Raw genomic sequence first — 23,121 nt, 5'->3', positions numbered from 1 at the left:
TTCTTTTGAAATTGCCGCAGAAATTGCGAGGTGACCGGCTCTAACCACAAAACGGCGTCACAATAAAGAGCGTTGACGGGGAAAGGTCAAATATCGGGCGCAGCGAGATTATCTGACCGAAAAATCAGCGCTTCAGGATTTCCAGCCCTTCGACGGCCGTCGTCACGGCAAGCTCGGTGATTTCGTATTCGGCGACCCCGTGGATGGTGAAGGGATCGGCGGCGACAAAGGCTTCGATTGCGGCGCGCTCGCCGATCGCAAGCACCACGCCGCCGGTGCGCGGCACCTTTCGGCCGGAGGCGAGGAACCAGCCCTTGGCATAGCCTTCCTTCACCCAGGCCATGTGCGGCTCCATGTGCTTGTCGGCTTCCTCGTTGGGTTTCACATAGGTGAGGGAGAGAATGAACATGGTCAGTTCCTGACGAGGTTTGCGCGGATCAGGCCGCGCAGCGAGTTGCCGAGGTAAAGCGTGCCGGCATCGAGATCGGCAAGCGTGAGCCGGGCGATGCGGGCCTTGCGTGCACAAATAAGCTCGGTGCGCAGCACGCCGGCGAGCAGGCCGCAGGAGATGGCCGGCGTACGCAGAATGCCGGTCCCGTCGTCCAGGAAGATGGAGGTGATGGTGCCCTCGCAGACTTCGCCGCGTTCGTTCAAGAGGATGACTTCGTCGGCTTCTGCCTGAGCATATTCGGCGCGGGCGGTCTCGTAGACGGCACGCCGTGTGGTCTTAGCGCGCAGCAGCCTGTCGGAGGAATCGAGGCGGGTCTTGGCGATACGGACGGTCCAGACGGTCTCCGGGGCCAGCGGCACGAAGGCGGCGCTCGTCACCTCAATCTTACCTTGCGGATCGAAGGTCAGGCGGATGCGCCGCGGGCCCGCGGCCTCTACGACCGCTTCGTCGAGCTTAGCCGCCGCGTCGACAGGCTGCGGGAAGCCGAGGCGACGGGCGGAGCGTGACAGCCGGGCGAGATGCAGGCGCAGGCGGATGAAGCCCTCGTCGGGCTGCCAGCGCAGCGTCTCGATCAGCGAAAAACCGGTCATCGGGCGATCCATTGTTCGCCGACGGCGAAGCGGGCCTTGAGCAGGCATTCCTCATATTCGGCCTCGGCCGTGGAATCGAAGACGATGCCGCCACCGACATTGAAGACGGCCCTGCCGCCATCAAAAAGCGTGACGGTGCGGATGGCGACGGAAAAACGCATGGCGCCGCCCGGCGAGATCATGCCGATCGCGCCGCAATAGGCATCGCGTGGGCCGTCCTCGAGAGCGTGGAGAATCTCCATTGCCCGCAGCTTCGGCGCGCCGGTGATCGAACCGCAGGGGAAGAGGGCGGCAAAAATATCGCGGATCGAAAGCCCCGGGCGGAGCCTTGCCTGAACATGGCTCACCATCTGGTGGACGGTCGGATAAGTCTCGACGTCGAAGAGCTTCGGGACATCGAGCGTGCCGACCTCGGTGATGCGGGAGATGTCGTTGCGCAGGAGATCGACGATCATGCGATTTTCGGCTTGCGTCTTGATATCGGCACGCATGGCCGCGATGATTTCGGCGTCTTCGGCAGGGGTGGCGCCGCGTTTTGCCGTGCCCTTCATCGGATGGGTTTCTATCCAGCCCTCTTCGTCAATGCGGAAGAAGAGTTCGGGTGAACGCGACAGGATGACCGGGCCACCGAGATCGACCAGCGCACCGTATTTGACCGGCTGGCGTTCGATCAGCGACCAGAAGGCAGCGCTGGGATCGCCGGCCCAGCGCGCCTCGATCGGCATGGTGAGGTTCGCCTGATAGGCATCGCCGAGCCGCAGATGCTCGTGAAGGCGGTCGAAGCGCTCTTTATATAGGGGGAAATCCCAGGCGGCTTTCGGCGCGGTGAGGAATTCCTCGTTTTCCAAGCGATGTTTCGGCTGGGCGCGCGGGTGCGTATCCGGCTGCGGAGCGTTGAAGACGCCGAAACAGAGGAGTGGCGTTTCGCGATTTTCCCAGGCGAAGGGAGCGAGTTTTTCCTCGAAGAAATATCCGGCTTCGTAGGCCATGTAGCCCGCAAGCCATTTGCCCTCGGCCTTGGCCTCTTCCATGCGGGCAAGGCCTGCGAAGAATTCGGCGCGCGTCCCGGCAATGATGATCTCAGCCGGCTCAGCGAACAGCATTACCTGGCCGGCCGCGTCGTCGCGGAAGAGAATATAGGGTTTGTCTGCCACGCGACGCTTTCGGTTTGTTCCGCTCCTGAGGGCGAAGGACGGGTTCTGCCGAGTCGCCCCTCCGCCTGCCGGCGCCTTCTCCCCCACCGGCAGAAGGGACGCTCTCTCAGCCCTTATCCAAAGCTTCCAACTCGTCGATCAGCCCTTCGATCATCGACAGGCCCTGGCTCCAGAACGACGGATCGGTGGCGTCGAGGCCGAAAGGCTTCAAGAGCTCGGAGTGGTGCTTGGTGCCGCCGGCCTTCAAGAGCTCGAAATACTTCTCCTGGAAGCCCTTCTCGGCCTTCTGATAGACGGCATAGAGCGAATTCACCAGGCAATCGCCGAAGGCATAGGCGTAGACATAGAAGGGCGAGTGGATGAAGTGCGGGATATAGGCCCAATAGGTCTCGTAACCCGCCGAAATGTTGATCGCCGGCCCGAGGCTTTCCGACTGGACGGAGAGCCAGAGCTCGCCGATGTCGTCGGCTGTGAGTTCACCAGCCTTGCGGGCGGTGTGCAGTTTGCGCTCGAATTCGTAGAAGGCGATCTGGCGCACGACCGTATTGATCATGTCCTCGACCTTCTGGGCGAGCATCGCCTTGCGCTCGCGCTTGTCGGTGGTCTTTTCGAGGAGCGCACGGAAGGTCAGCATCTCGCCGAAGACGGAGGCGGTTTCGGCAAGCGTCAGCGGCGTCTGGCACATCAGCGCGCCCCGCGCGCCGGCGAGAACCTGGTGCACGCCGTGGCCGAGCTCATGGGCAAGCGTCATCACGTCGCGCGGCTTGCCCATGTAATTGACGAGCACATAGGGATGAGCCGAGGGAACCGTCGGATGGGCGAAGGCGCCGGGTGCCTTGCCGGGGCGGACCGGAGCATCGATCCACTGTTCGTCGAAGAAGCGCCTGGCGATCTCAGCCATTTCAGGGGCGAAATTGCCGTAAGCGGAAAGCACCGTTTCCCGTGCTTCCGGCCACGAGATAATGGCGCTGGAAGTTTCCGGAAGCGGCGCGTTGCGGTCCCAGAAATTCATCTGCTCCATCCCGAGCCATTTCGCCTTCATCTTATAATAGCGGTGCGAAAGGCGGGGATAGGCTTCGCGAACGGCGGCAGCCAGGGCATCGACAACCTCGCGTTCAACGCGGTTTGCGAGATGCCTGGAGTCGGCAATGTCTTCGAAGCCGCGCCAGCGGTCGGAAATATCCTTGTCCTTGGCGAGCGTATTGGTGATCAGCGTGAAGATGCGGATATTCGCCTTGAAGGTTTCGGCGAGCGCCATGGCGGCCTTGCGGCGCACCTCGGGATCCTTCTCCTGCAGCATGTTCAGCGCCACTTCGAGCGGCAGTTTTTCGCCATCGATCTCATAGCGGAGTTCCGCCATGGTTTCGTCGAAGAGGCGGTTGAAGGCGGCGGCCGAGGTCATCGACTTTTCGAGGAAGAGCTGTTCCAGCCTGTCGTCGAGCTGGTAGGGCTTGTCTTTCCGGAGGTCGACGAGCCAGGGGCGGTAGTGGCCGGCATCGGGGTCGTTGGCCATGCTGGCGTCGATTACGGCGTCGTCGACACGGTTCAGCTCCAGCGCGAAGAACAAGAGATGGCCGGAAAATTCAGTGATCTTGGCCTGCACGTCGCCATAGAGCTTGCCGTTTGCCGGATTGGTGGTGTCGGAGAAATAGGTGAGGCCGGCAAAGGAGCCGAGGCGGCCCATGAGGTCATCAAGCGCCTCATATTCCTTCAGCGCCGCGCCGATGCCCTCGTCGCCCGTTTTCGTCGCCGCGCCGGCAAGTTTGCCCTTCCACTTTTCTTCAAAGGCGGTCGCCGCCTTGCCGGCCTTTTCCATGTCGGCGACGAAGGCGGTTGACGTGGCGGAGGGATAGAGATCCTGCAGCTTCCAGACCGGCAGATCGCCGAGCGCGGGATCGGCAGCCCCAGCTGGCGCTGCTGCCGACAAGAGTAGGCTGGCGTGCGGAAGCTTGATTTTCATGGGCGCAATTCCTCTCCACTTTATAACAGGTCTGCTTGTCTAGCGCATCGGCCTGAAAATCGGAATCGATTTTCAAAGTGTTACAGCGTGCTTTGCGCGTCTGAAACGACGCGCGGCGCTGCAGGCGTCACAAGGGCCGGCATCAAGGGCCTTTCGGTGGACGAAAGGCGTCGCTTCGGCACGAAAATGACCCGTTCCGATCGTTAAAATGCAATTGTTTCTCAAAACTGGATGTTCAAGCCTTTCTGCCAGAGTGCGCTTCATGGTTTCGCATGAAGTGAGGCGACAATGACCGGTTACAATGAGCTCAAGGGAGCAGGGCAAATCCTCGTGGTCGAGGACGACCCGGTGCAGCGCCGCCTGCTCAAAAACGCAATCGAGCGTCACGGCCATGTCGTGCACCAGGCGGAAAACGGCCGCATCGGCCTTGAAATGGTCAAACGAGACAGCGGCCTTTTCAACGTCATCGTGCTCGACCTGATGATGCCCGAGATGACCGGCCTCGAATTCCTCGACGCGCTCCATGAATTCGGTACGCAGATCCCCGTCATCGTGCAGACAGGGCAGGGCGGGATCGAGACCGTCGTGCAGGCGATGCGCGCCGGCGCCTTCGATTTCGTCGTCAAGCCGGTCTCACCCGAACGCATCGCGACCTCGATCTCGAACGCGATGAAGCTCGACCAGCGCGAAGTGAAGGCGCGGGCCGGACGCCGGTCGCGCTCGGGCTCGGTCGGATTCGACGACATCGTTTCGGCAAGCCCGGCGATGCTCCGCGTCATCGATCTCGCGCAGCGGGCGGCACAATCCAATATTCCCGTCGTGCTCGAGGGCGAATCCGGCGTCGGCAAGGAACTGGTGGCGCGCGCCATCCAATCCGGCGGCGAGCGCTCGAACAAGCCGTTCGTCACCGTCAATTGCGGCGCCATCCCGCACAACCTCGTCGAGAGCATCCTCTTCGGTCATGAGAAGGGGGCCTTTACCGGCGCAACCGAACGGCACATCGGCAAATTCATGGAAGCCGACGGCGGCACCATCTTTCTCGACGAAATCGGCGACCTGCCGCTCGAGGTGCAGGTGAAGCTCCTGCGCGCCGTGCAGCAGGGCGAAATCGAAACGGTCGGCGCCCGTACCGCGCACAAGGTTAACGTTCGGTTGATTTCGGCGACCAACAAGGATCTGATCGAGGAGGTCAAGAACGGCCATTTCCGCGAGGATCTTTATTATCGCCTCAACGTCTTCCCGATCACCATTCCGGCGCTGCGCAAGCGCAAGGAAGACATTCCGCATCTCGTACGCGTCTTTGCCGACCGCTTCTCCAGCGAGCAGAAGAATGGCCGCCGGATGACGGTCAATTCCGGCGCGCTGGCGCTGCTGACCGCCTATGACTGGCCGGGCAATATCCGCCAGCTCGAAAACGCGATCTTTCGCGCGGTCGTACTGGCCGAGGGGCCGGAGCTGACGGAGGCGGACTTCCCGCAGATCGCCGCCCAGCTTCCGGAATATGACGTGGTCGATCACCTGGCGCTTGTTGCCGACAATACCGGCCTCGATCCTGACGAGGCCTATGGCGAGGATTTCAGGGCGTCAATGCCGGGAGAGGTGCACCACCGTCTGCCTGAGCCCTCCGGAAACGCGATCGCCAGCGTCAATCCCGCAGGCGACGTGCGCAAGCTTGCCGATGTCGAGGAGGAACTCATCCGATTCGCACTCAAATTCTATCGCGGCCAGATGAGTCAAGTGGCACGCAAACTTGGCATCGGTCGATCCACGCTTTATCGTAAGCTCAAAGATTACGGCATAGACCCCGACAATCCCCAGAAAGATGCGGCTTAAGCGCTTTTTATTAAGACTAAGGCAACCACGATTTGTTACTGATCATAAACCACTTGTTAGTGGCTCGTTCACTATGTAAAGAAAAGGTTGATCATGTGTGGCATTTTTGCCATCGTGTGACCGCATTTGACAGTCATCTGGGACAGTACGGGACATTGTCTGTCTGACGGGGATCGAGTTGCCGAATCTGAATGGGAATTCCAAGCCTTCGCGCTTGAGCTGGCGTTTGTGCGCCGACATCTGCGGAAAGGCAATGAGGACGGCGGCGGCCGCCCTTCTTGCGCTTGCGGTTTCCTCACCGGTATTCGTTGGTACGCCTTCCCAGGCAGCGGGTGAAACCCGCAGCCTCAAGCTCTATTTCATTCATACCGGCGAAAAGGCCGTCATCACCTACAAGCGCAACGGCAAGTTCGACCCCAAAGGTCTGGAGCAACTGAATCGCTTCCTGCGCGACTGGCGCAAAAACCAGCCGACGAAGATGGATCCACGCCTGTTCGACCTCATCTGGGAAGTCTATCGCCAGAGTGGTTCGAGGGACTACATCAACGTCGTCTGCGGATTCCGCTCGCCGGCGACCAACGAGATGCTGCGCGGCCGTTCGCGTAATTCCGGCGTCGCCGAAAAGAGCCAGCACATGCTCGGCAAGGCGATGGACTTCTTCATTCCCGACGTCAAGCTTGCGACGCTGCGCGGCATCGGCATGAAGATGCAGGTCGGCGGTGTCGGCTTCTATCCGACGTCGGGCTCGCCCTTCGTGCACATGGATGTCGGCGGCGTCCGCGCCTGGCCGCGTATGAGCCGCGACGAACTCGTGCGGCTTTTCCCGAACGGCAACACCATTCATATTCCGGCTGACGGCAAGCCGCTGCCCGGCTACCAGCAGGCGATGGCCGACTATAAGCGCCGCGTCAGCGGCACACAGATCGAGATTGCCAGCGCTTCAGAATCGTCGCCGAAGCACAAGACGCTGTTTGAAGCGCTCTTTGGCGGTGGGGCGGACGAGCAGGAAGACGATTCGGATGATTCCGCTCCTGTCGCCGTTGCCAAGGCGACGCCGCCGAAGGCCGCCGAGCCGGCTCCTGCCGAGCCGCAACAGACCGAAGTTGCCGATTTGAACGCGCCGGTGCCGCAGGTTCGCCCGGCATTCAGCAATCAGCCGGCCGGCAGCGAAGTGGCGAGCGCTCTCGTAGCGCCGTCGTCGGGTAATGCCGCTCAGCAGGCCCTTGCCGCAGCACTTCCAGCCGATCAGGCCCAGCCGCAGCAGTTTGCCGATCTCAGCGCCTACAGCATTCCGGTTCCGTCGCTACTCGGTCAGCGTCGGGCGCCCGGCGACGCCGAGGTCGCCTCGGTCGATCCGAACATGCAGAACGGGTTGCCGGTTCCCACACCCGTCGAACGCCCTGCCGTTGCCGAGAACCTGCTTGCCGCGGCCAATGCGGACCCGGAAGCAGAGGCCGACGAGGCCGATCAGGATGAACTCTCTCCTGCCGTCGCAGCGGCGCTTGAGCAGCAGAACAACAAGGCTGCGGAAAGCCAGGTTGCTTCGCATCAGCCGCAGATGAGCGTTGAGCAGGCCATTGCCGCTGCGATGCCGCAGGAAAAGGCGCCTCCGGCAAAGCCGACACTGCAGGTCGCCGCATTGGCGCCGGCGACGAAATCGGCGAGCTTCGGCGATGCGTTCGACGCACCCGCCGCCGCAGGCGCCGCAGCGCAGGCCCTGCCGACCAAGGGTGGACGCCCGACGCAGAAGGAAGCCGCCGCGGCGGATGCCGGCCGTGCAACGGTGCGCACCGAACCGAAACTGACGCAGAAGATGATCTCGCAGTGGGCGCTGACCAACGCCCGCCTCGAAATGGCTTCCAAGCAGGTCAAGGCGCCGCGCTTCGTCAGTCAGACGATGCGCGCCCAGCCGACCGCAGTCTATGCCGAGGGCTTCAACGTCAAGACCGCCTCGGTCGATCCGGCCCGCTTCAGCGGCACCGCCGTCAACTTCATGGAAGTGCGCAAGTTCAACACCAATTGAGCTGCCGATCATCTGGTATCGAAAGCTGCCGAGGCGATCGGCAGCCACTGGCTAGTTGTCGATCCATGGATGCAATGGCGCCCAGCCCGCTTGCAGCTAATATCCTTGCCGAAAATGTCTTCCTGAAGCATTCTGCGCGCTCAATCCCCTTGAGGGGCGAAGGGAGAGATGCCGTGACAGAGCATGCTTTGCCAGCCGCATCGGTGATCAGACGCGCGCGCCGATCTGATGCCAGGGCCTTGTCCGGCTTCGCGGCGCGACTGTTCCGCGACACCTACGGCAGCGACACGGCAGCGTCCGATCTCGAATCCTATATCGACAAGAATTTCAGTACGGAACGGCAAGAGGCCGAGATCGCCAACCCGTCAGCCGCGGTTTTTGTCGCGATATCCGACGATCTGATCATCGGATATGCCGATGTGGTGTTGCGCTCAGCCGATGGGGCCTCTGCTCTTCTCAATCGAATTTACGTCGATGCCGAGTGGAGGGGACGCGGCTTGGCCGGCGGTCTTCTCGACGCTGCTATCGGGGAGTCTGCTCAGCGTGGTGCAACCCACCTGGAACTGACGGTGTTCGAGCGGAACAGTCGAGCCTTGGCATTCTACAAGCGGGCCGGATTTGCTGCGACAGGCAGCACGACATTCATGGTTGGCGACGATCCGCAGACCGATGTAGTCATGCAATTGGACTTGATCGGACGGCTTGACGGTAGATCAGTCTGAGAAAGAAAAGCCGCCGGAAGGTCCGGCGGCTTTTATCGAAATCGGCGATATCGGCGGATCAGCCTTCCGGCGGGGCTTCGATCATGCCGAGCGCGTGCAGGTAGGTGTCGAGGATCGCTTCCTCTTCCATGCGCTCCTGCTCGTCCTTCTTGCGCAGCGCCACGACCTTCTTCAGGATCTTGGTATCGAAGCCCATTCCTTTGGCTTCGCCGTAGACGTCCTTGATATCGTCGGCGATGGTCTTCTTTTCTTCTTCCAGCCGTTCAATGCGCTCGATGAAAGCGCGAAGCTGATCGCGGGCGACGCCATGAGCATCAGACATCGTGTTCTCCTGATTGGATGATCGTTTTTTGGATGCCAGTGACTGCCGCGAAAGCGGCGTCACGGTCAAGCCCGTTCGCGGCTGCCCGAGCTATTTGTGCGGGTTGTTCAGTTCAAAAGCGGCCTTTTGCACAGGCGAGGCCTCGTTCTGGTGGAGTTTTTTCCAGTCCTCGTAGGGCATGCCGTAGACTATTTCGCGTGATTCGTCCCTGCTTACCGCGACGCCTTCGGCTTCGGCGGCTTCGCGATACCAGTTCGACAGGCAGTTGCGGCAGAAGCCCGCCAGATTCATCAGGTCGATATTCTGGACGTCGCTGCGTTCGCGAAGATGTGCGACAAGGCGACGGAAGGCGGCGGCCTCGAATTCGGTCTGCTGTTCCTTGCTGAGCGCGGTCATCTCGCTCTCCTTTCATATTCAATAGGGGCCGGTGCGCGACAGGTGCACGTCATATGCGTGCAAGGCGGGATCGGCATTCATCGCCGCAAAGATCGGCGCCAGCCGCCCGGCCCATGCCGATATGCCGGCCTCGTCGGCGATCAGGTCCTGGCGCACCTCGAGCAGCGCGTGGGGAATGCCTGTGACCATGCAGTGGTGGTACATGGTATCGCCCTTCAGCGCGCCGTCATAGGGTTCGTTGTCGCCGACGACCAGATCAGGGTCGGCGCGCAGCATGTCGAGCAGCGGGCTGACGGCGCGCCGGTCGCTGTCCCAGAGGACCGCGGCGTGCCAGGGCCGGGGAATGCTCTTCCAGGCCGGTGTGAAGGAATGCAGCGACAGCACCAGTGGCGCCCTGCCGGTGGCATTCGCCACCTTGTCGATCGTTTCGGCCACAGCGCCGTGATAGGGGCGGTGAAAGGCTTCGATGCGGTAGTCCCACTCCTCAGGCGTGATCGGATGGTTGCCAGGTATGACGGCGCCGTCCGATATTTTCATGATCAGTGTCGGATCGTCCTCGCCGCGGTTCGGGTCGATCAACAGCCGCGAGAAGCCGCCGAGCACTGCGGGAACGTCGAGCTTTGCCGAAAGCTGCCGCGTCAGGCCTTCGATGCCGATGTCATAGGCAATGTGACGGGCAAAGGCAGACTCTGGCAGGCCGAGCCTCTCATATCGGGCGGGAAGACGGTTCATCGCATGGTCCGCGAGGATCACCATGCCTTTGTCATGTTTTCCGGATAGGATTTCGAAGGATTGGAAGTCGTCCATGAAGGAATTGCCGTTCGTCATTGCGCAGTCGGACCTAGTGATCGCATGAGGTTGCGGCCGGTTCAAGCGCGGCAGGCGGTAAGTGGCGGATATGAACGCTCAACGAGCAGTTTATGAAAGGAAATATAATCGATTAGCATTGCGTTGACTTTCGCATGACGGCGGCGCAAGAAGACACGGACAACGAATAACCGTGGAGCTATTTGGGAGCCGTGTTGATCCAAGCCGCGCCAAGTTTCCTCACGCGGTCCGGGCCGCTGGTCCGTCTCGCATTGTTCGCTCTTGCAGCCGCCATGCCGTTCTTCATCGCAGATGCCGCGCGCGCGGATTTTCGCGTTTGCAACGGAACGCAGAATCTCGTCGGCGTGGCGATCGGCTATCGGGCCAAGGACGGCTGGATTACGGAAGGCTGGTGGCAGGTGCCGGCAACGACTTGCGCCACGCTGATCGAGGGAGAATTGCAGTCGCGTTATTATTACCTCTATGCAGAGGACGCCGCCCGGGGAGGACGATGGACGGGTGACGTACAGATGTGCGTAGCGGAAAACGAATTCAAGATCACGGGTGTGCAGGATTGTTATGCCCGGGGTTACCAGAAGATGGGATTCAAGGAATACGACACGGGCCGCCAGGGCAGCTGGATGGTCCAACTCTCCGACACCCCAGGGACGCAAGAAAGTCAGAATTGATGAAGCGTAATCGCAAAATTAAAATCCTCGCCACCCTCGGGCCTGCCTCCTCCGAGGAATCGATGATCGAGAAGCTGCACCAGGCCGGTGCCGACGTCTTCCGCATCAATATGAGCCATGCGAGCCACGACCTGATGCGCACGCTCATCCAGCGCATCCGCTCGGTCGAGGCGCGCTCCGGCCGGCCGATCGGCATTCTGGCTGACCTGCAGGGACCGAAACTGCGCGTCGGCAAGTTCGCCGACAGCAAGGTCGACCTGAAACCCGGCCAGACCTTTACGCTCGACAACAATGAAGCGCTCGGCGACGCCACGCGCGTCTATCTGCCGCATCCCGAGATTCTGGAATCGGTGCAGCCTGGCCACCGCCTGCTGATCGACGACGGCAAGCTCGCGCTGCGTGCCGAAAAGTGCGACGGCAAGAGCATCGTGACGACCGTGATTTCGGGCACGCGCATCTCCGACCGCAAGGGCGTCAGCCTTCCCGACACGCTGCTCGGCGTCGGTGCGCTGACGGACAAGGACCGCGCCGATCTCGACGCGGTGCTTGCCACCGACGATGTCGATTGGGTAGCGCTCTCCTTCGTTCAGCGTCCCGACGACCTTGCCGAAGTGCGCAAGATCGCCCGCGGCCGCGTCGGCCTGATGTCGAAGATCGAAAAGCCGCAGGCTCTCGAGCGCATCGAGGAGATCATCGAGCTTTCCGACGCCTTGATGGTTGCCCGCGGTGACCTCGGCGTCGAAATGCCGCTCGAATCGGTTCCGGGCATCCAGAAGCAGTTGATCCGCGCCTGCCGCCGTTCGGGCAAGCCTGTTGTCGTCGCCACGCAGATGCTGGAATCGATGATCTCGGCGCCGGTGCCGACGCGCGCCGAAGTCTCCGACGTCGCCACCGCTGTCTTCGAAGGTGCGGATGCCGTCATGCTCTCGGCCGAATCGGCCTCGGGCGACTATCCTGTCGAGGCGGTCTCGACCATGGCGTCGATTGCCACCGCCATCGAGCGCGAGCCGCATTATCCCGGGATCATCTATGCCCAGCGCGCCCAGCCGGAAGCGACCGGCGCCGACGCGATCTCGCTCGCCGCCCGCCAGATTGCCGAGACGCTGAAGCTGTCGGCCATCGTCTGCTACACCTCGTCGGGCACCACAGGCCTTCGCGCCTCGCGCGAGCGCCCGCAGGTGCCGATCCTGGCGCTGTCGCCGATCATCAAGACGGCGCGCCGCCTTGCCATCGTCTGGGGCCTGCATTGCGTCGTCACCCATGACGCGACCGATCTCGACGACATGGTCAACCGCGCCTGCCGCATCGTCGCGGACGAAGGCTTCGGCAAGCCTGGCGACCGCATCATCATTTCGGCTGGCGTGCCGCTCGGCACGCCCGGCGCCACCAACATGATCCGCATTGCCTATATCGGCTCGGACGGCCAGAGCGGCATCTGATCCGATCGCTTCCCTTCGAAAGCCCGCTGCCTGAAGAGGCGGCGGGCTTTTTCGTTCATGAGACGAGGCATTGCCAAGGATCGCGGCGTGTGCAAGTTTCGATTCCTGGGTTCGGAGGGGTCATCATGGATATCGTCACGCTTCTGGCTTTTGCAGCCGTTTCCTTCGTCGGCATCGCCACGCCGGGACCGACGGTTCTGCTGGCGCTGACCAACGGTTCGCGGCATGGCCTGCGCAGGGCGGTCGCCGGCATGGTTGGCGCGGTGCTTTCCGATTTCGTTTTGATCGGCGCCGTGGCGATCGGGCTCGGGGCGCTGCTTGCGGCATCGGAATTCTGGTTCTCGATGCTGAAATGGGCGGGCGCCGCCTATCTCGCCTTCCTCGGCATCATGCTGCTACGCTCGAAAGGCACGATCGATGCGGCGCTGAACGCTGGCGCATCGGCGGGTGCGAGATCGACCTTTTCGATCGGGCTGAAGAGCTTCATGGTCGCGGCGACCAACCCGAAGGGCTATCTGTTCTTCTCGGCCTTCCTGCCGCAGTTCATCGATCCAACCCAGCCGCAGGCAGGGCAATATGCGGTGCTCGCGCTCGTCTTTGCCGCACTCGATTTCATCATCATGTTCGGCTACGCCTTCTTCGGTTCGCAGGCCGTGCGCTTCCTGAAGACGTCAGGCGCCATGTGGCTGGAGCGTGCCTGCGGCGGGGCGCTGCTCGCCCTTGCGGGATCGCTTGCCTTTTATCGCCGGGCTACCGCCTGAACTCATCGGGCCAAGGACATATGGCCGACGCGATAGGCCTGTGTGTGTTCGCCGATCTCGCGAGGTTCCCGCCATAAGCTGAAACGTACGCGGGTCCATGTTGTCGGCTCGAAGCCGGAGACGGAGGCGAGCGCGCCCGCCGCCACATCGGCTTCGGCCTCTGCGCTTTCGGCTCGCCGGAGATCGGCAAGCGGTGCGTGGGGTTCCGTCTGCAGGATATTGCGGGTCGCGAACGCGGCGGCGCCGATATCGGGCGAGAATTGCGCCTCCCAGACAATCCAGGTCTTCACTTGCGGCCGGCCGAAGGCACTGGTGAGCGCTTCGAAGCCCGGGCTGCAGAGGAAATCGCTTGCCCCCTCCGGCTTCTGCCAGAGGTAGAAGGGCGCATAGAGATTGTCGCGGCTGCCGAACTCGCCCCTCCGGGCGCTGAGATAGGCTTTGAAACCGAGATTGGGGAAGCCGTCGAGGAGCGGCCCCTTATCGCGGATGCGGCGGTCTATGATCGACATGTCGTAATCGGCCGGCAGGGTAAAGCTGTATTGCATGGCGATCATGGCTGAGCCTCCACTGGATCGAGCCATTCGACAAAGCTGCCGTTTTCCGCCGGCTGGATACTGATATAGCTGAAGGGGCTGTCATCGGCAGCGCCATGCCAATGGCGTTCGCCGGGCGCAAACCAGACCGCATCGCCGGCGCGCAGTTCTTCGACCGGGCCGCCCTCGTTCTGCGCCAGGCCCTGTCCCGAAAGCACATAGAGCAATTGCCCTCTGGGATGGGTGTGCCAGCGGGTGATGGTGCCGGGATCGAGCGTGGCGCGCATCGCGGTGTTCTCGCCGTCGGCGCCTTCGAGCAGCATCTCCACCCAGAAAGGTGCGGTTGCCACGCCCTCCGGCGAGCGGACCACCTTGCCGGGACGGCTCACGGTCATCGTTTTCGGGTTCGAAGCGTTCATTGCCGGCCTCCGGCCACCTGTAGTCGCCAGTCCGGATCGGTCATCTGGGCGATGCCGTTGCCGAAGGACCAGTCATCAGGCGAGCTCGTGCTGATGACGATCATGATGTCCTCAGGCCGGAGGCCGGGCGAAACAGCCAGAAGATCGGCGAGCCGCCGGTAGAGCGCTGCCTTCATCTCGGCCGTGCGGGGCCTGCCGATCGTGATCGAGATGTAGACGAAATCGCTCGAGCGCGGACCTGCGAGATAGCTGCGGTCGAAGATCAGCTCATTCTCGTCGTGCTGGTGGATGGCCTGGAAGCGGTCGTTTTCGGGCACGTCGAAAGTCTCGACCAGGGCGCGCTGGATATTGTCGGCGAGCGCTGTGAGGTAGTCCGGCGACTTGCCTTTACGAAGAGAAATGCGAACGAAGGGCATCGGGTTCTCCATGGTTCTGGCCGGTCCCCGGCCTTGACAACGAAACCATCGCACAGCACGATAATGCTGAAAATCAGAATTTTTTGAATCAATGATCCCAAAAATCAGGACTATCCGATGCGACGGACAATCTTCGATCTCGATGTGCTTCGAACCTTTTCGACAGGTATCGAACTCGGCAATTTCGCCAAGGCGGCGGAAAAGCTCGGGCGGTCGACTTCGGCCGTCAGCGCACAGTTGAAGAAGCTGGAGGAGCAGGCGGGTACGCCGATCTTCCGCAAGTCGGGGCGTGGGCTGGCGCTGACCGATGCCGGCGAGACGATGCTTGGCTATGCCAGACGGTTGCTGGATCTCAACGACGAAGCGGCGGCGGCCGTTCACAGTGTCGAGCTGGAGGGCTGGGTGCGGCTCGGTCTGCAGGAGGATTTCGGCGAGAACCTGCTGCCTGACGTGCTCGGGCGTTTCGCGCGCGCCCATCCGAAGGTGCGCATCGAGGCCCGAGTCGTGCGCAATGCCGAACTGCTCGATCGCGTCACCTCGGGCAAGCTCGATCTGGCGCTCGCCTGGAGCGATGGAACGCTGACGGCACATTGTGAGGCGATCGGCGAGGTGCCGATGTGCTGGATCGGCCCAGCAGAGGGGCAGCCGGGCTGGCGTGCCGCGAGCGGCGAGCCAATGCCGCTCGCCTCGCTGGAGGCGCCGTGCCTGCTGCGCAATGCGGCCACTCGGGCGCTCGACGAGGCCGGCATTTCCTGGCGGCTCGCCTTTGTCAGCCCCAGTCTCGGTGGCCTCTGGGCCGCGACGGCGGCCGGCCTCGGTGTGACCATCCGTACGCCGGTCGGTTTGCCGGCAAAGGTCCGGACGCTTCAGCCCGAGGCCATCGGTCTGCCTGCTTTGCCGAAGCTCGGGCTGGTCCTGCACCGGGCCGAAGCCGAACTGCAACCAGCCGCGGCGCGGCTTGCCGAGCTCGTGCAACAGTCGGTGCGTGCCGCCCTGCCTGGGAGTAATGGCCTGATATCCCAGCATTGACCCCTCAGGCACGCGGCTGTAGCTTTGTTGCCATGACGATGACGACTCTCAATATCGCTACGGTCTTCTTCCTGAGCCTCTAAGGCTCCGCCTTCGGGCGTCAGGAGATGCGGCCGCTTGCTAGCCTTCGGCTGGTACGCTGCCGTTGGCTGTAAGCACCCTGCATCTGGCCAATGAAAGAGCCGGCAGGTTTGGCGATAGAGAGATATTTCATGACACCAGCTGTTTACCCGCCGGCGCTCAGCGCCGCGCAGATCGAGCAATTCATCGAGGATGGTTTCGTCAGGATCGATGATGCTTTTCCTCGCGCGCTGGCCGAGGAAGCCCGTGCCATCATGTGGCGCGACATTCCCTTCGATGCCGACAATCCAAGCACATGGGCGGAGCCGGTCGTGCGGCTTGCCGGATACGGTGGCGGGCCGTTCGAGAAGGCCGTCAATACGCCCGTTCTGCAGTCCGCTTTCGACCAGCTCGTCGGCGCCGGGCGCTGGGAGCCGCGCGATGGGCTCGGCAGTTTTCCGGTCCGTTTTCCCCACACTGATGATCCAGGCGACACCGGTTGGCATGTCGATCTGAGCTTTCCAAGCGAGCATTCCGATCCGAACGAGGAGCGGGACTTTTCCGCCTGGCGGGTAAACGTCACCTCACGCGGACGGGCGCTCCTGATGCTCTTCCTGTTCTCGGATGTCGGGCCGGAGGACGCGCCGACCCGCATTCGCGTCGGCTCGCACAAGGATATCGCACGCCTCCTGGCACCCGCGGGCGAGGCGGGAATGGCGCACCTCTGGCTGGAACATGTGGGGGAGGACCGGCCGCTGGCGTTGGCGACAGGTTCGGCAGGCACGGTGTATCTCTGCCATCCGTTCCTCATCCATGCGGCGCAGATGCATCGCGGCAAAGAGCCGCGTTTCATGGCGCAGCCCGGCCTTGCGCCTTCCGAACCTCTTCGGCTCGACCGGGAGGACGGCGGCTATTCGCCGGTCGAGATCGCGATCCGCCGGGCGCTTGACCTGTAGCAGCGAGCAAAAAGCACGCGGTCGTCGCAGACCGGGTGCTCACATCTGCCGTTCCAGCTGGGCGTTGCGGCGGATCGCCTGGGGCGGCTGACCGAAGACGCGCAGGAAGGCGCGGCGCATGCGTTCGCGATCGGCAAAGCCGGTCTCGTCGGCGACCACGTCGATCGGATGGCGGCCTTGCTCCATCATCAGCCTTGCGGCTTCGAGCCTTAAGTTCTCGACGGCCTTGGCCGGCGACTGGCCGGTTTCGGCGCGAAAGGCGCGGCTGAACTGGCGGGGGCTGAGATGAGCGGCTTCCGCCAGCTCTTCCACCGAAAGCTGGGATTTCAGATTGCTGCGCGCGAAATCCAGCGCCTTCTGAATGCGGTCCGATTTCGGTTCGAGCTCCAGCAGCGCGGAAAACTGCGACTGACCGCCGGCGCGGCGGTGATAGACGACGAGCATGCGTGCGATGGCGCGGGCGACCTCGATGCCGTGGTCCTTCTCGACCATCGCCAGCGCAAGGTCGATCCCGGCGGTCATGCCGGCGGATGTCCAGACCGAACCGTCGATGATGAAGATGCGATCCTCCTCCACCCTGATTTTCGGGTAACGCGCCTTCATCTCGCGGGCGAGGCACCAATGTGTCGTCGCGCGGCGAGCATCAAGAATGCCGGCTTCGGCGAGGAAGAAGGCGCCGGTGCAGATCGAAGCGACGCGGCGAGAGGCACCCAGTGCGGCGCGAATGAAGGTGATTTCGCCAGGCTTCGGCAAGACGAGGTCGGGTGCGCCGACGACGATCAGCGTGTCAAAGGCCGGATCGCCGAAAGGTTCGGTCTCGACCGACATTCCGAGCGAGGTGCGCAGTGTGCCGCCGGCCTCGGAGATGTAGGTGATGTCATAGGCCTTCCGGCCGAGTTCGAGATTGGTGAACTCGAAGACCGAGACGGCGGCCAGGCTCATGATCTGAAAGCCGGGATAGAGCAGGAAAGCGATGTGCTGCATGGCTGAACCTCCAATGTCCTAAAAGGTGGTATATATGACATTCAGGACGCCGACAAGCTGGCGTATGGTTCTCTGGAGGCGCAGGCATGGGTCAGCGCAACGAAAGAGACCGAGCATGACACAGGAATATAAGGGTACGGCGCTCGTTACCGGCGCATCCTCGGGCATCGGCGCGATTTATGCCCACCGGCTGGCGCAGCAGGGCTACGATCTGATCATCGTCGCCCGCAATGAAGAGCGGCTGAAGGCATTGGCAAGCCGGCTGACGACGGAGACCGGCAGGATGGTCGAGACCCTCGTCGCCGATCTCGGCAGCAAGGCGGACTTAGCCCGCGTCGAGCGCGTGCTGAAAGAAGACAAGAGCATCACCCTTCTCGTCAACAATGCCGGCTTCGGGGGAACGGCGCCGCTGCTTTCTGCCGATGTCGACAAGATGCAGGAGATGATCGAGCTCAACGTGACGGCGCTGATGCGGCTGACCTATGCCGCCGTTCCCGGTTTCGTCTCGCGCGGCGGCGGTACGATCATCAACATCGCTTCGGTCGTCGCGATCGCGCCGGAACTATTGAACGGCGTCTATGGCGGTACGAAAGCCTTCGTGCTTGCCTTCAGTCAGTCGCTGAAGCATGAACTGGCAGAAAAGAACATCCGTATCCAGGCGGTTCTGCCGGGCGCCACCGCGACTGAGTTCTGGGGCATCGCCGGCACGCCTGTCGAGCACCTGCCTGATGAGATCGTGATGTCGGCGGAAGATATGGTCGATGCCTCGCTCGCAGGCCTCAAGCAGGGCGAATTCGCGACGATCCCCGCACTCGAGGATGCCGGTCTGCTGGCCGCCTATGAACAGGCGCGCCAGGCATTGATGCCGAACCTTTCACGTACCGCGCCGGCGCAACGTTACAAGGCGGCCTGACCAAGCCGCCGGTCCATTTCAGCCGAAGCGTTCCAACGCCATGGCGAAGATATCGGAGTCGACATTGCCACCCGAGGTGACGGCGACGACGGTTTCGCTTTCCAATGCCTCGCCGTGAAAAAGCGCGGCGGCGAGCGCCACGGCGCCGCCGGGCTCGACGACGATCTTCAACCGCGAGAAGGCGAGTGCCATGGCGCGCAGTGCCTCTTCATCGGTGACGACGATACCGGGGCCGGCAAGGCGCTTCAAGATCGGGAAGGTGATATTACCAGGCTGCGGCGTGAGGATCGCGTCGCAGATCGAGCCCGATATCGAGGCGTTGCGCTCGATCCTGCCAGAGGCGAGCGAGCGGGTGGCGTCGTCGAAATTCTCGGGTTCGCAGGGACGGACGCGAAAGCCTGGGGCGCTGGCTTCAAGGGCGAGCGCGATGCCGGAGGTCAATCCGCCGCCGCCGCAGGGAGCGAGGACTTCAGCTGATGTGATGCCTTCGTCTTCGGCCTGTTCGGAGATTTCGAGGCCGGTCGTGCCCTGGCCGGCAATGACGAGCGGCTCGTCGAACGGCTTGATCAGCGTCAGGCCGCGTTCTGCCGAAAGCCTCGCGCCGATTTCGTCGCGATCCTCGTTGGCGCGATCAAAGAGCACCACTTCGGCGCCGAACGCGCGGGTGTTGGCGATCTTAAGCTTCGGCGCATCGCTCGGCATGATGATGACGGAGGGCACGCCGTGCAGCTTGGCGGCAAGCGCGACGCCCTGCGCATGATTGCCGGAGGAGAAGGCGATGACGCCTCTTGCGCGTATGGCCGGATCGAGACCGGAGACGGCAGACCAGCCGCCGCGGAACTTGAACGAGCCGGAATGCTGCAGGCATTCCGCCTTCACGAACAGGCGCCGGCCGGCGATCTCGTTCAGGAAGGGGGAGGAGAGAAGCGGCGTACGTCTGGCATGACCGCGCAGGCGGGCGCGGGCGGCAACGATCATTTCAATGCTGGCCATTCGGGAATCGTCCTGCTTGCGGAATTCGATCATGCATAGGGCGAGGCAAGCCGTTTGTGAACGGTGACTTTGTCACCGTGACACGAATGGTCTTACGCTCGTCATCGGCTGGTCAATAGCCGTTGGCCGATCCTTCCGCCGCACGGCTGTCCATGGCGCCGTTATACCGTGCGCCGCCGCCTTTTGCGATGGCGGCAAGGCTCTTGCCGCCGACGAGGATACCGGCGGCCTGCCCCCAGACCGGCCCGTCATTGCCGCCATCGAAGCTGTAGCCCATGGCGGCAAGCGTCTTTTCGGTATCCGGCGAAAGCGCATAAGGCTCGAGATAGATCTTGTCGGGCTGCCATTGATGATGGAAACGCGGGGCGTTGACCGCCTGGCTGATATCCATGCCGAAATCGACGACGTTGAGGATCGCTTCCAGCGTGATGGTGATGATGCGCGAGCCGCCGGGGCTGCCGATCACCATGAAGGGTTTGCCATCGTGGGTGACGATCGTCGGGCTCATCGAGGAGAGCGGCGTTTTCTTAGGCGCGATGGCGTTCGCCTCTCCCTGCACAAGGCCGTAGAGGTTCGGCACGCCGGGCTTCGAGGTGAAATCGTCCATCTCGTTGTTGAGAAGGACGCCGGTGCCCGGCGCCACGACGGCCGCGCCGAAGGAACCGTTCAGCGTATAGGTGACGGCAACGGCATTGCCCTGATCGTCTATGATCGAATAATGCGTCGTCTCGGTGCTTTCCTTACCACCGAGCGGTTTCAGGTTCGCCGAGGTCCCGGCCTTGTAGGGATCGATCTTTGCGGCGATCTCCTTGGCATAGCTCTTGTCCAGCAGCTTTTCGACGGGGTTCTCGACGAAATCAGGATCGCCGAGGGCAGCATTGCGGTCGACATAGGCGTAACGCATCGCCTCAACCATGACGTGGACCGTTTCGGCCGAGCCGTAGCCGAGATAGGAGAGCGGGTATCCCTCAAGAACGTTCAATATCTCGCAGATGATGACGCCGCCGGAGGAGGGGGCGGCGACGAGATGATGTCGTAGCCGCGGTAATTGCACTCGATCGGCTTCAGTTCGCGCACGGCATATTGCTCGAAATCCTCCTTGGCAAGGACGCCGCCCTTGGCCTGGCTTGCCTTGACGATCGCCTCGGCGGGTGCGGCCTTGTAGAAGGCGTCGGGGCCTTTTTCAGAGATGGCCGAGAGCACCGCCGCGAGATCCGGCTGCTGGAGTTTTTCGCCCGAGGCATAGGGCTTGCCATCCGGTTTCAGGAAGATCTTCGCCGCTTCTTCATCCCTGGCGAGGCGTTTGGCATTGCCGGCGAAACCAGCGGAGTCGCCCTGTTCCAGCGTGAAACCTTCCCTAGCGAAGCGGAGCGCCGGGGCGATCAGATCCTCACGGGGTCGGGTGCCGTATTTCTCGCGCGCCGTCTCCAATCCCATGACGGAGCCGGGAACGCCGACGGCAAGATAACCGTCGAGGCTGGCGCGCGGCACGATATCGCCCTTGGCATCGAGATACATGGTTTTCGTTGCGGCGAGCGGCGCGCGTTCGCGGAAATCGAGGAAGGTCTTCGTGCCGTCCTTCAGGCGGATGGTCATGAAGCCGCCGCCGCCGAGATTGCCGGCCGAAGGATAGACGACAGCCAGCGCATAACCGACGGCGACCGCAGCATCGACCGCATTGCCGCCGCTTTTCAGCACCTCGACGCCGACATCGGTCGCCAGATGCTGGGCGGTGACGACCATGCCGTGCTCGGCTTCGACAGGCGCCGGCGATGCGGCGAAGGCCGTGGTCAGGCTCAGCGACAGCGCTGATATGACGGAGATCGTCCCGATATGCAGGCGGCCCATGGTTTCCCCTCCTGTGGACAATGATGGAAAGACATATGGGACTGCCTCAGCCCGAGGCAATGCAAAGGATTCGCCTTTATGCGAGGAGTTCGGCGAGTTTCCTGTTGGTGTCGTCGTCATCGAGCGGCGTATAGACGATGAGCTTCATCTCCGGCCGGTTCGTCACGGTCAGACCGGTATGCTCGAAGCACATGCGGCCTTTTGTCGGATGATCGATGCGTTTGACGCCGGATAGCGGGCTGACGACCTCGTGGCGCTGCCACCAGTCCCGAAACTCGCCGCTCGCCTGTTTCAGCAGCGCGATCAGCCGCTCGAAGTCCGGATCGCCGGCATAACGCGCGCTGTCGGCGCGGAACATCGCCAGCGACATGCGGGCAACCGCCTCCCAATCGACAAGCAGCCTGCGATGCGCGGGGTCGGCGAAGAGGCGATGCATGATGTTGCGCTCGTCGCCGTCCAGCGTATCGTAACCACCGAAAAGCACCTCGGCGGCACGGTTCCAGGCGAGCACGTCCCATCGGCGGCCGAGCACATAGGCCGGCTGATGGGTCAGGTTGGCGAGCATGCGCTGCAGCGGCTCGTCGACACATTCCGGCGTCGAGGATATTGCCTGCGGTGGCTGGCGATTGTTGAGAGTAAAGAGATGCTGCCGCTCGGCTTCATCGAGGCGCAGCGCGTCGGCAAGGGCGTTGAGCACCTGTGCGGAGGGTCTGATGTCACGGCCCTGCTCCAGCCATGTGTACCAGGTGGTGCCGACACCGGCGAGCATGGCGAGTTCTTCACGGCGCAGACCCGGCGTGCGCCGCCGAAAGCCTTCTGGCAGGCCGACATCGGACGGCGTCAGCCGTTCGCGACGGGAGCGCAGGAAGGCCGCGAACTCGCGGCGGCGGGCTTCGAATGTGTCGGCTCTTTGGTCCATGACGGCAATCATATCAGTATCGATACCAGGATAAAATCGGAACTGTTTGGAGTTTTCAGGGCACGCATGATGCAGGTGTCGCAGGCGATTGAAGTGCATGCGGCTCGATCAATTCAAGGAGCAGCATCATGTCATTGCAGCATGTGGTCGTCATCGGCGGTTCTTCCGGCATCGGCTTTGCCACGGCAAAATTACTTTTGAAACAGGAGTATACGGTCACCATCGCGGGCCGCGACGGCGAAAAGCTCGCCGCCGCGAAGGCTTCGCTCAACGGCGATATCCGCAACCTCGTGCTCGATGCGTCGGAGCTTTCCGCACTTGGCGAGGCTTTCGACCGGATCGGTGCGTTCGCTCATCTGGTGCTGGCGATGGGAAGCGGCCATGGCGCCGGACCCTTCGCCACGCTCGACATGGCGGATCTGCTCGCCGGATTCCGGAGTAAGCTTATTCCGCATGCGGCTGCGGCCCAGGCGGCATTACCATTCCTGCAGCCGGGCGGCAGCATCACCTTCGTCTCGGCGGTCAGCGCCCAGGCCGCAATGCCCGGCACGGCGGGACTTGCGGCCGTCAACGCCGGCATCGAGGCGATGGTGCCGGTGCTTGCGGCGGAACTGAAGCCGTTGCGCGTTAATGGTGTCTCCCCGGGTGTCGTCGATACGCCCTGGTGGAGTTTCCTGGCGCCGGAGCAACGCGACGGCGTCTTTGCGGATTTCGCCGGCCGCACGCCGGTCGGCCGTGTCGGCAGGCCGGAGGATATCGCGGAGGCGATCGCTTTCCTGGTCGGAAACGGCTTCATGAGTGGCCATGTCCTCACCTGCGATGGCGGTCTGCGTTTCGGCACATGAAGCAGATGTCCCGCGGGCTGCGGATCGTCTTGTCGGCGGAAAATTCCAAGCCGGAGAAG

23 protein-coding genes and 1 pseudogene are annotated in these 23,121 nt (G+C 62.5%); 10 read left to right on the top strand and 14 right to left on the bottom strand.

The features are described 5' to 3' along the window. Positions 1-124 precede the first annotated feature (124 nt). The 4 genes from NE852_RS18725 to NE852_RS18710 all read right to left on the bottom strand — a co-directional run bounded on the left by NE852_RS18725 (position 125) and on the right by NE852_RS18710 (position 4,155). A complete protein-coding gene (locus NE852_RS18725) occupies positions 125-409 on the bottom strand; it encodes a YciI family protein (protein ID WP_008533199.1) in 285 nt (94 codons plus the stop codon). Between the two features lie 2 nt (positions 410-411). Then, positions 412-1,041 (bottom strand): aminotransferase class IV family protein, encoded by a 630-nt coding sequence (locus NE852_RS18720; protein ID WP_258155929.1) that lies wholly within the window; start codon positions 1,039-1,041, stop codon positions 412-414. Then, on the bottom strand, positions 1,038-2,144 hold the full coding sequence (locus tag NE852_RS18715) for an aminodeoxychorismate synthase component I (RefSeq protein ID WP_245270736.1): 1,107 nt from the start codon (positions 2,142-2,144) through the stop codon (positions 1,038-1,040). Before NE852_RS18715 ends, NE852_RS18720 begins: the two co-directional genes overlap by 4 nt. A gap of 157 nt (positions 2,145-2,301) precedes the next feature. Beyond that, on the bottom strand, positions 2,302-4,155 hold the full coding sequence (locus NE852_RS18710; protein WP_008533192.1) for a M3 family oligoendopeptidase: 1,854 nt from the start codon (positions 4,153-4,155) through the stop codon (positions 2,302-2,304). Positions 4,156-4,443: 288 nt separating this feature from the next. Between NE852_RS18710 and NE852_RS18705 the strand changes: the two genes are divergently transcribed. The 3 genes from NE852_RS18705 (at position 4,444) to NE852_RS18695 (ending at position 8,733) form a co-directional block, all read left to right on the top strand. Further along, positions 4,444-5,988, top strand: a complete 1,545-nt coding sequence (locus tag NE852_RS18705; protein ID WP_258155928.1) for a sigma-54 dependent transcriptional regulator — start codon at positions 4,444-4,446, stop codon at positions 5,986-5,988. A 178-nt stretch (positions 5,989-6,166) separates the two neighbouring features. Beyond that, entirely contained in the window at positions 6,167-8,011 is a 1,845-nt protein-coding gene (locus NE852_RS18700; protein ID WP_258155927.1) for a DUF882 domain-containing protein, read from the top strand. 173 nt (positions 8,012-8,184) lie between these two features. Beyond that, complete coding sequence (locus NE852_RS18695) at positions 8,185-8,733, top strand: GNAT family N-acetyltransferase (protein ID WP_245270734.1); 549 nt, start codon at positions 8,185-8,187, stop codon at positions 8,731-8,733. A 58-nt stretch (positions 8,734-8,791) separates the two neighbouring features. On the opposite strand, the gene NE852_RS18690 is transcribed toward NE852_RS18695, so the two are convergent. From NE852_RS18690 to NE852_RS18680, 3 genes are all read right to left on the bottom strand, one after another. Next, complete coding sequence (locus NE852_RS18690; RefSeq protein WP_008533181.1) at positions 8,792-9,055, bottom strand: DUF2312 domain-containing protein; 264 nt, start codon at positions 9,053-9,055, stop codon at positions 8,792-8,794. A gap of 90 nt (positions 9,056-9,145) precedes the next feature. Next, complete coding sequence (locus NE852_RS18685; protein WP_008533180.1) at positions 9,146-9,451, bottom strand: DUF1244 domain-containing protein; 306 nt, start codon at positions 9,449-9,451, stop codon at positions 9,146-9,148. A gap of 18 nt (positions 9,452-9,469) precedes the next feature. Beyond that, complete coding sequence (locus tag NE852_RS18680; RefSeq protein ID WP_258156713.1) at positions 9,470-10,258, bottom strand: N-formylglutamate amidohydrolase; 789 nt, start codon at positions 10,256-10,258, stop codon at positions 9,470-9,472. 203 nt (positions 10,259-10,461) lie between these two features. On the opposite strand from NE852_RS18680, the gene NE852_RS18675 reads away from it, so the two are divergent. From NE852_RS18675 to NE852_RS18665, 3 genes are all read left to right on the top strand, one after another. Beyond that, entirely contained in the window at positions 10,462-10,947 is a 486-nt protein-coding gene (locus NE852_RS18675; protein WP_088683157.1) for a DUF1036 domain-containing protein, read from the top strand. Continuing rightward, the gene (gene pyk, locus NE852_RS18670; protein ID WP_258155926.1) at positions 10,947-12,386 is read left to right on the top strand and encodes a pyruvate kinase; all 1,440 of its coding nucleotides are present in this window, start codon (positions 10,947-10,949) and stop codon (positions 12,384-12,386) included. Before NE852_RS18675 ends, pyk begins: the two co-directional genes overlap by 1 nt. Before the next feature lie 125 nt (positions 12,387-12,511). Next, positions 12,512-13,147 (top strand): LysE family translocator, encoded by a 636-nt coding sequence (locus NE852_RS18665; protein ID WP_258155925.1) that lies wholly within the window; start codon positions 12,512-12,514, stop codon positions 13,145-13,147. A gap of 2 nt (positions 13,148-13,149) precedes the next feature. On the opposite strand, the gene NE852_RS18660 is transcribed toward NE852_RS18665, so the two are convergent. Genes NE852_RS18660 through NE852_RS18650 form a run of 3 tightly spaced genes read right to left on the bottom strand, consistent with a single transcriptional unit; the run spans position 13,150 to position 14,515 of the window. Next, positions 13,150-13,701, bottom strand: a complete 552-nt coding sequence (locus NE852_RS18660) for a DUF4865 family protein (RefSeq protein WP_008533175.1) — start codon at positions 13,699-13,701, stop codon at positions 13,150-13,152. Next, complete coding sequence (locus tag NE852_RS18655; RefSeq protein WP_008533174.1) at positions 13,698-14,099, bottom strand: cupin domain-containing protein; 402 nt, start codon at positions 14,097-14,099, stop codon at positions 13,698-13,700. The genes NE852_RS18660 and NE852_RS18655 overlap by 4 nt, the downstream gene beginning before the upstream one ends. Next, entirely contained in the window at positions 14,096-14,515 is a 420-nt protein-coding gene (locus tag NE852_RS18650; RefSeq protein WP_008533173.1) for a tautomerase family protein, read from the bottom strand. The genes NE852_RS18655 and NE852_RS18650 overlap by 4 nt, the downstream gene beginning before the upstream one ends. Before the next feature lie 117 nt (positions 14,516-14,632). Between NE852_RS18650 and NE852_RS18645 the strand changes: the two genes are divergently transcribed. Beyond that, positions 14,633-15,544, top strand: coding sequence for a LysR substrate-binding domain-containing protein (locus NE852_RS18645; protein WP_258155924.1), 912 nt, complete (start codon positions 14,633-14,635; stop codon positions 15,542-15,544). A gap of 212 nt (positions 15,545-15,756) precedes the next feature. Next, positions 15,757-16,560: a phytanoyl-CoA dioxygenase family protein gene (locus NE852_RS18640; RefSeq protein WP_008533164.1), complete on the top strand. Its 804-nt coding sequence runs from the start codon at positions 15,757-15,759 to the stop codon at positions 16,558-16,560. Between the two features lie 39 nt (positions 16,561-16,599). On the opposite strand, the gene NE852_RS18635 is transcribed toward NE852_RS18640, so the two are convergent. Next, entirely contained in the window at positions 16,600-17,544 is a 945-nt protein-coding gene (locus tag NE852_RS18635) for a GlxA family transcriptional regulator (protein WP_008533163.1), read from the bottom strand. Positions 17,545-17,659: 115 nt separating this feature from the next. Here NE852_RS18635 and NE852_RS18630 point away from each other — a divergent pair, with 115 nt between their 5' ends. Further along, on the top strand, positions 17,660-18,457 hold the full coding sequence (locus tag NE852_RS18630) for an SDR family oxidoreductase (protein WP_258155923.1): 798 nt from the start codon (positions 17,660-17,662) through the stop codon (positions 18,455-18,457). 18 nt (positions 18,458-18,475) lie between these two features. Here the strand turns inward: NE852_RS18630 and NE852_RS18625 are convergent, their stop codons facing one another. From NE852_RS18625 to NE852_RS18615, 3 genes and pseudogenes are all read right to left on the bottom strand, one after another. Beyond that, entirely contained in the window at positions 18,476-19,450 is a 975-nt protein-coding gene (locus NE852_RS18625) for a threonine/serine dehydratase (protein WP_008533156.1), read from the bottom strand. A gap of 112 nt (positions 19,451-19,562) precedes the next feature. Then, positions 19,563-21,193: pseudogene (ggt, locus tag NE852_RS18620) on the bottom strand (gamma-glutamyltransferase). A gap of 181 nt (positions 21,194-21,374) precedes the next feature. Next, positions 21,375-22,229, bottom strand: a complete 855-nt coding sequence (locus NE852_RS18615) for a helix-turn-helix transcriptional regulator (RefSeq protein ID WP_008533152.1) — start codon at positions 22,227-22,229, stop codon at positions 21,375-21,377. Positions 22,230-22,345: 116 nt separating this feature from the next. Between NE852_RS18615 and NE852_RS18610 the strand changes: the two genes are divergently transcribed. Further along, positions 22,346-23,062, top strand: coding sequence for an SDR family oxidoreductase (locus NE852_RS18610; protein WP_008533150.1), 717 nt, complete (start codon positions 22,346-22,348; stop codon positions 23,060-23,062). Positions 23,063-23,121 lie beyond the last annotated feature (59 nt).

The sequence above is a fragment of the Rhizobium sp. Pop5 genome (assembly GCF_024721175.1).
Lineage (GTDB): Bacteria > Pseudomonadota > Alphaproteobacteria > Rhizobiales > Rhizobiaceae > Rhizobium.
This window is presented reverse-complemented; position numbering and strand designations above follow the sequence as displayed.

What these genes read in the sequence shown, in the direction of transcription:
- NE852_RS18680 (WP_258156713.1), bottom strand. Translation starts at nt 10,258, where the DNA reads ATGGACGACTTCCAATCCTTCGAAATCCTATCCGGAAAACATGACAAA.
- NE852_RS18690 (WP_008533181.1), bottom strand. Translation starts at nt 9,055, where the DNA reads ATGTCTGATGCTCATGGCGTCGCCCGCGATCAGCTTCGCGCTTTCATC.
- NE852_RS18705 (WP_258155928.1), top strand. Translation starts at nt 4,444, where the DNA reads ATGACCGGTTACAATGAGCTCAAGGGAGCAGGGCAAATCCTCGTGGTC.
- NE852_RS18685 (WP_008533180.1), bottom strand. Translation starts at nt 9,451, where the DNA reads ATGACCGCGCTCAGCAAGGAACAGCAGACCGAATTCGAGGCCGCCGCC.
- NE852_RS18645 (WP_258155924.1), top strand. Translation starts at nt 14,633, where the DNA reads ATGCGACGGACAATCTTCGATCTCGATGTGCTTCGAACCTTTTCGACA.
- NE852_RS18710 (WP_008533192.1), bottom strand. Translation starts at nt 4,155, where the DNA reads ATGAAAATCAAGCTTCCGCACGCCAGCCTACTCTTGTCGGCAGCAGCG.
- pyk (WP_258155926.1), top strand. Translation starts at nt 10,947, where the DNA reads ATGAAGCGTAATCGCAAAATTAAAATCCTCGCCACCCTCGGGCCTGCC.
- NE852_RS18650 (WP_008533173.1), bottom strand. Translation starts at nt 14,515, where the DNA reads ATGCCCTTCGTTCGCATTTCTCTTCGTAAAGGCAAGTCGCCGGACTAC.
- NE852_RS18630 (WP_258155923.1), top strand. Translation starts at nt 17,660, where the DNA reads ATGACACAGGAATATAAGGGTACGGCGCTCGTTACCGGCGCATCCTCG.
- NE852_RS18660 (WP_008533175.1), bottom strand. Translation starts at nt 13,701, where the DNA reads ATGATCGCCATGCAATACAGCTTTACCCTGCCGGCCGATTACGACATG.
- NE852_RS18615 (WP_008533152.1), bottom strand. Translation starts at nt 22,229, where the DNA reads ATGATTGCCGTCATGGACCAAAGAGCCGACACATTCGAAGCCCGCCGC.
- NE852_RS18665 (WP_258155925.1), top strand. Translation starts at nt 12,512, where the DNA reads ATGGATATCGTCACGCTTCTGGCTTTTGCAGCCGTTTCCTTCGTCGGC.
- NE852_RS18640 (WP_008533164.1), top strand. Translation starts at nt 15,757, where the DNA reads ATGACACCAGCTGTTTACCCGCCGGCGCTCAGCGCCGCGCAGATCGAG.
- NE852_RS18720 (WP_258155929.1), bottom strand. Translation starts at nt 1,041, where the DNA reads ATGACCGGTTTTTCGCTGATCGAGACGCTGCGCTGGCAGCCCGACGAG.
- NE852_RS18625 (WP_008533156.1), bottom strand. Translation starts at nt 19,450, where the DNA reads ATGGCCAGCATTGAAATGATCGTTGCCGCCCGCGCCCGCCTGCGCGGT.
- NE852_RS18715 (WP_245270736.1), bottom strand. Translation starts at nt 2,144, where the DNA reads ATGCTGTTCGCTGAGCCGGCTGAGATCATCATTGCCGGGACGCGCGCC.
- NE852_RS18610 (WP_008533150.1), top strand. Translation starts at nt 22,346, where the DNA reads ATGTCATTGCAGCATGTGGTCGTCATCGGCGGTTCTTCCGGCATCGGC.
- NE852_RS18725 (WP_008533199.1), bottom strand. Translation starts at nt 409, where the DNA reads ATGTTCATTCTCTCCCTCACCTATGTGAAACCCAACGAGGAAGCCGAC.
- NE852_RS18655 (WP_008533174.1), bottom strand. Translation starts at nt 14,099, where the DNA reads ATGAACGCTTCGAACCCGAAAACGATGACCGTGAGCCGTCCCGGCAAG.
- NE852_RS18635 (WP_008533163.1), bottom strand. Translation starts at nt 17,544, where the DNA reads ATGCAGCACATCGCTTTCCTGCTCTATCCCGGCTTTCAGATCATGAGC.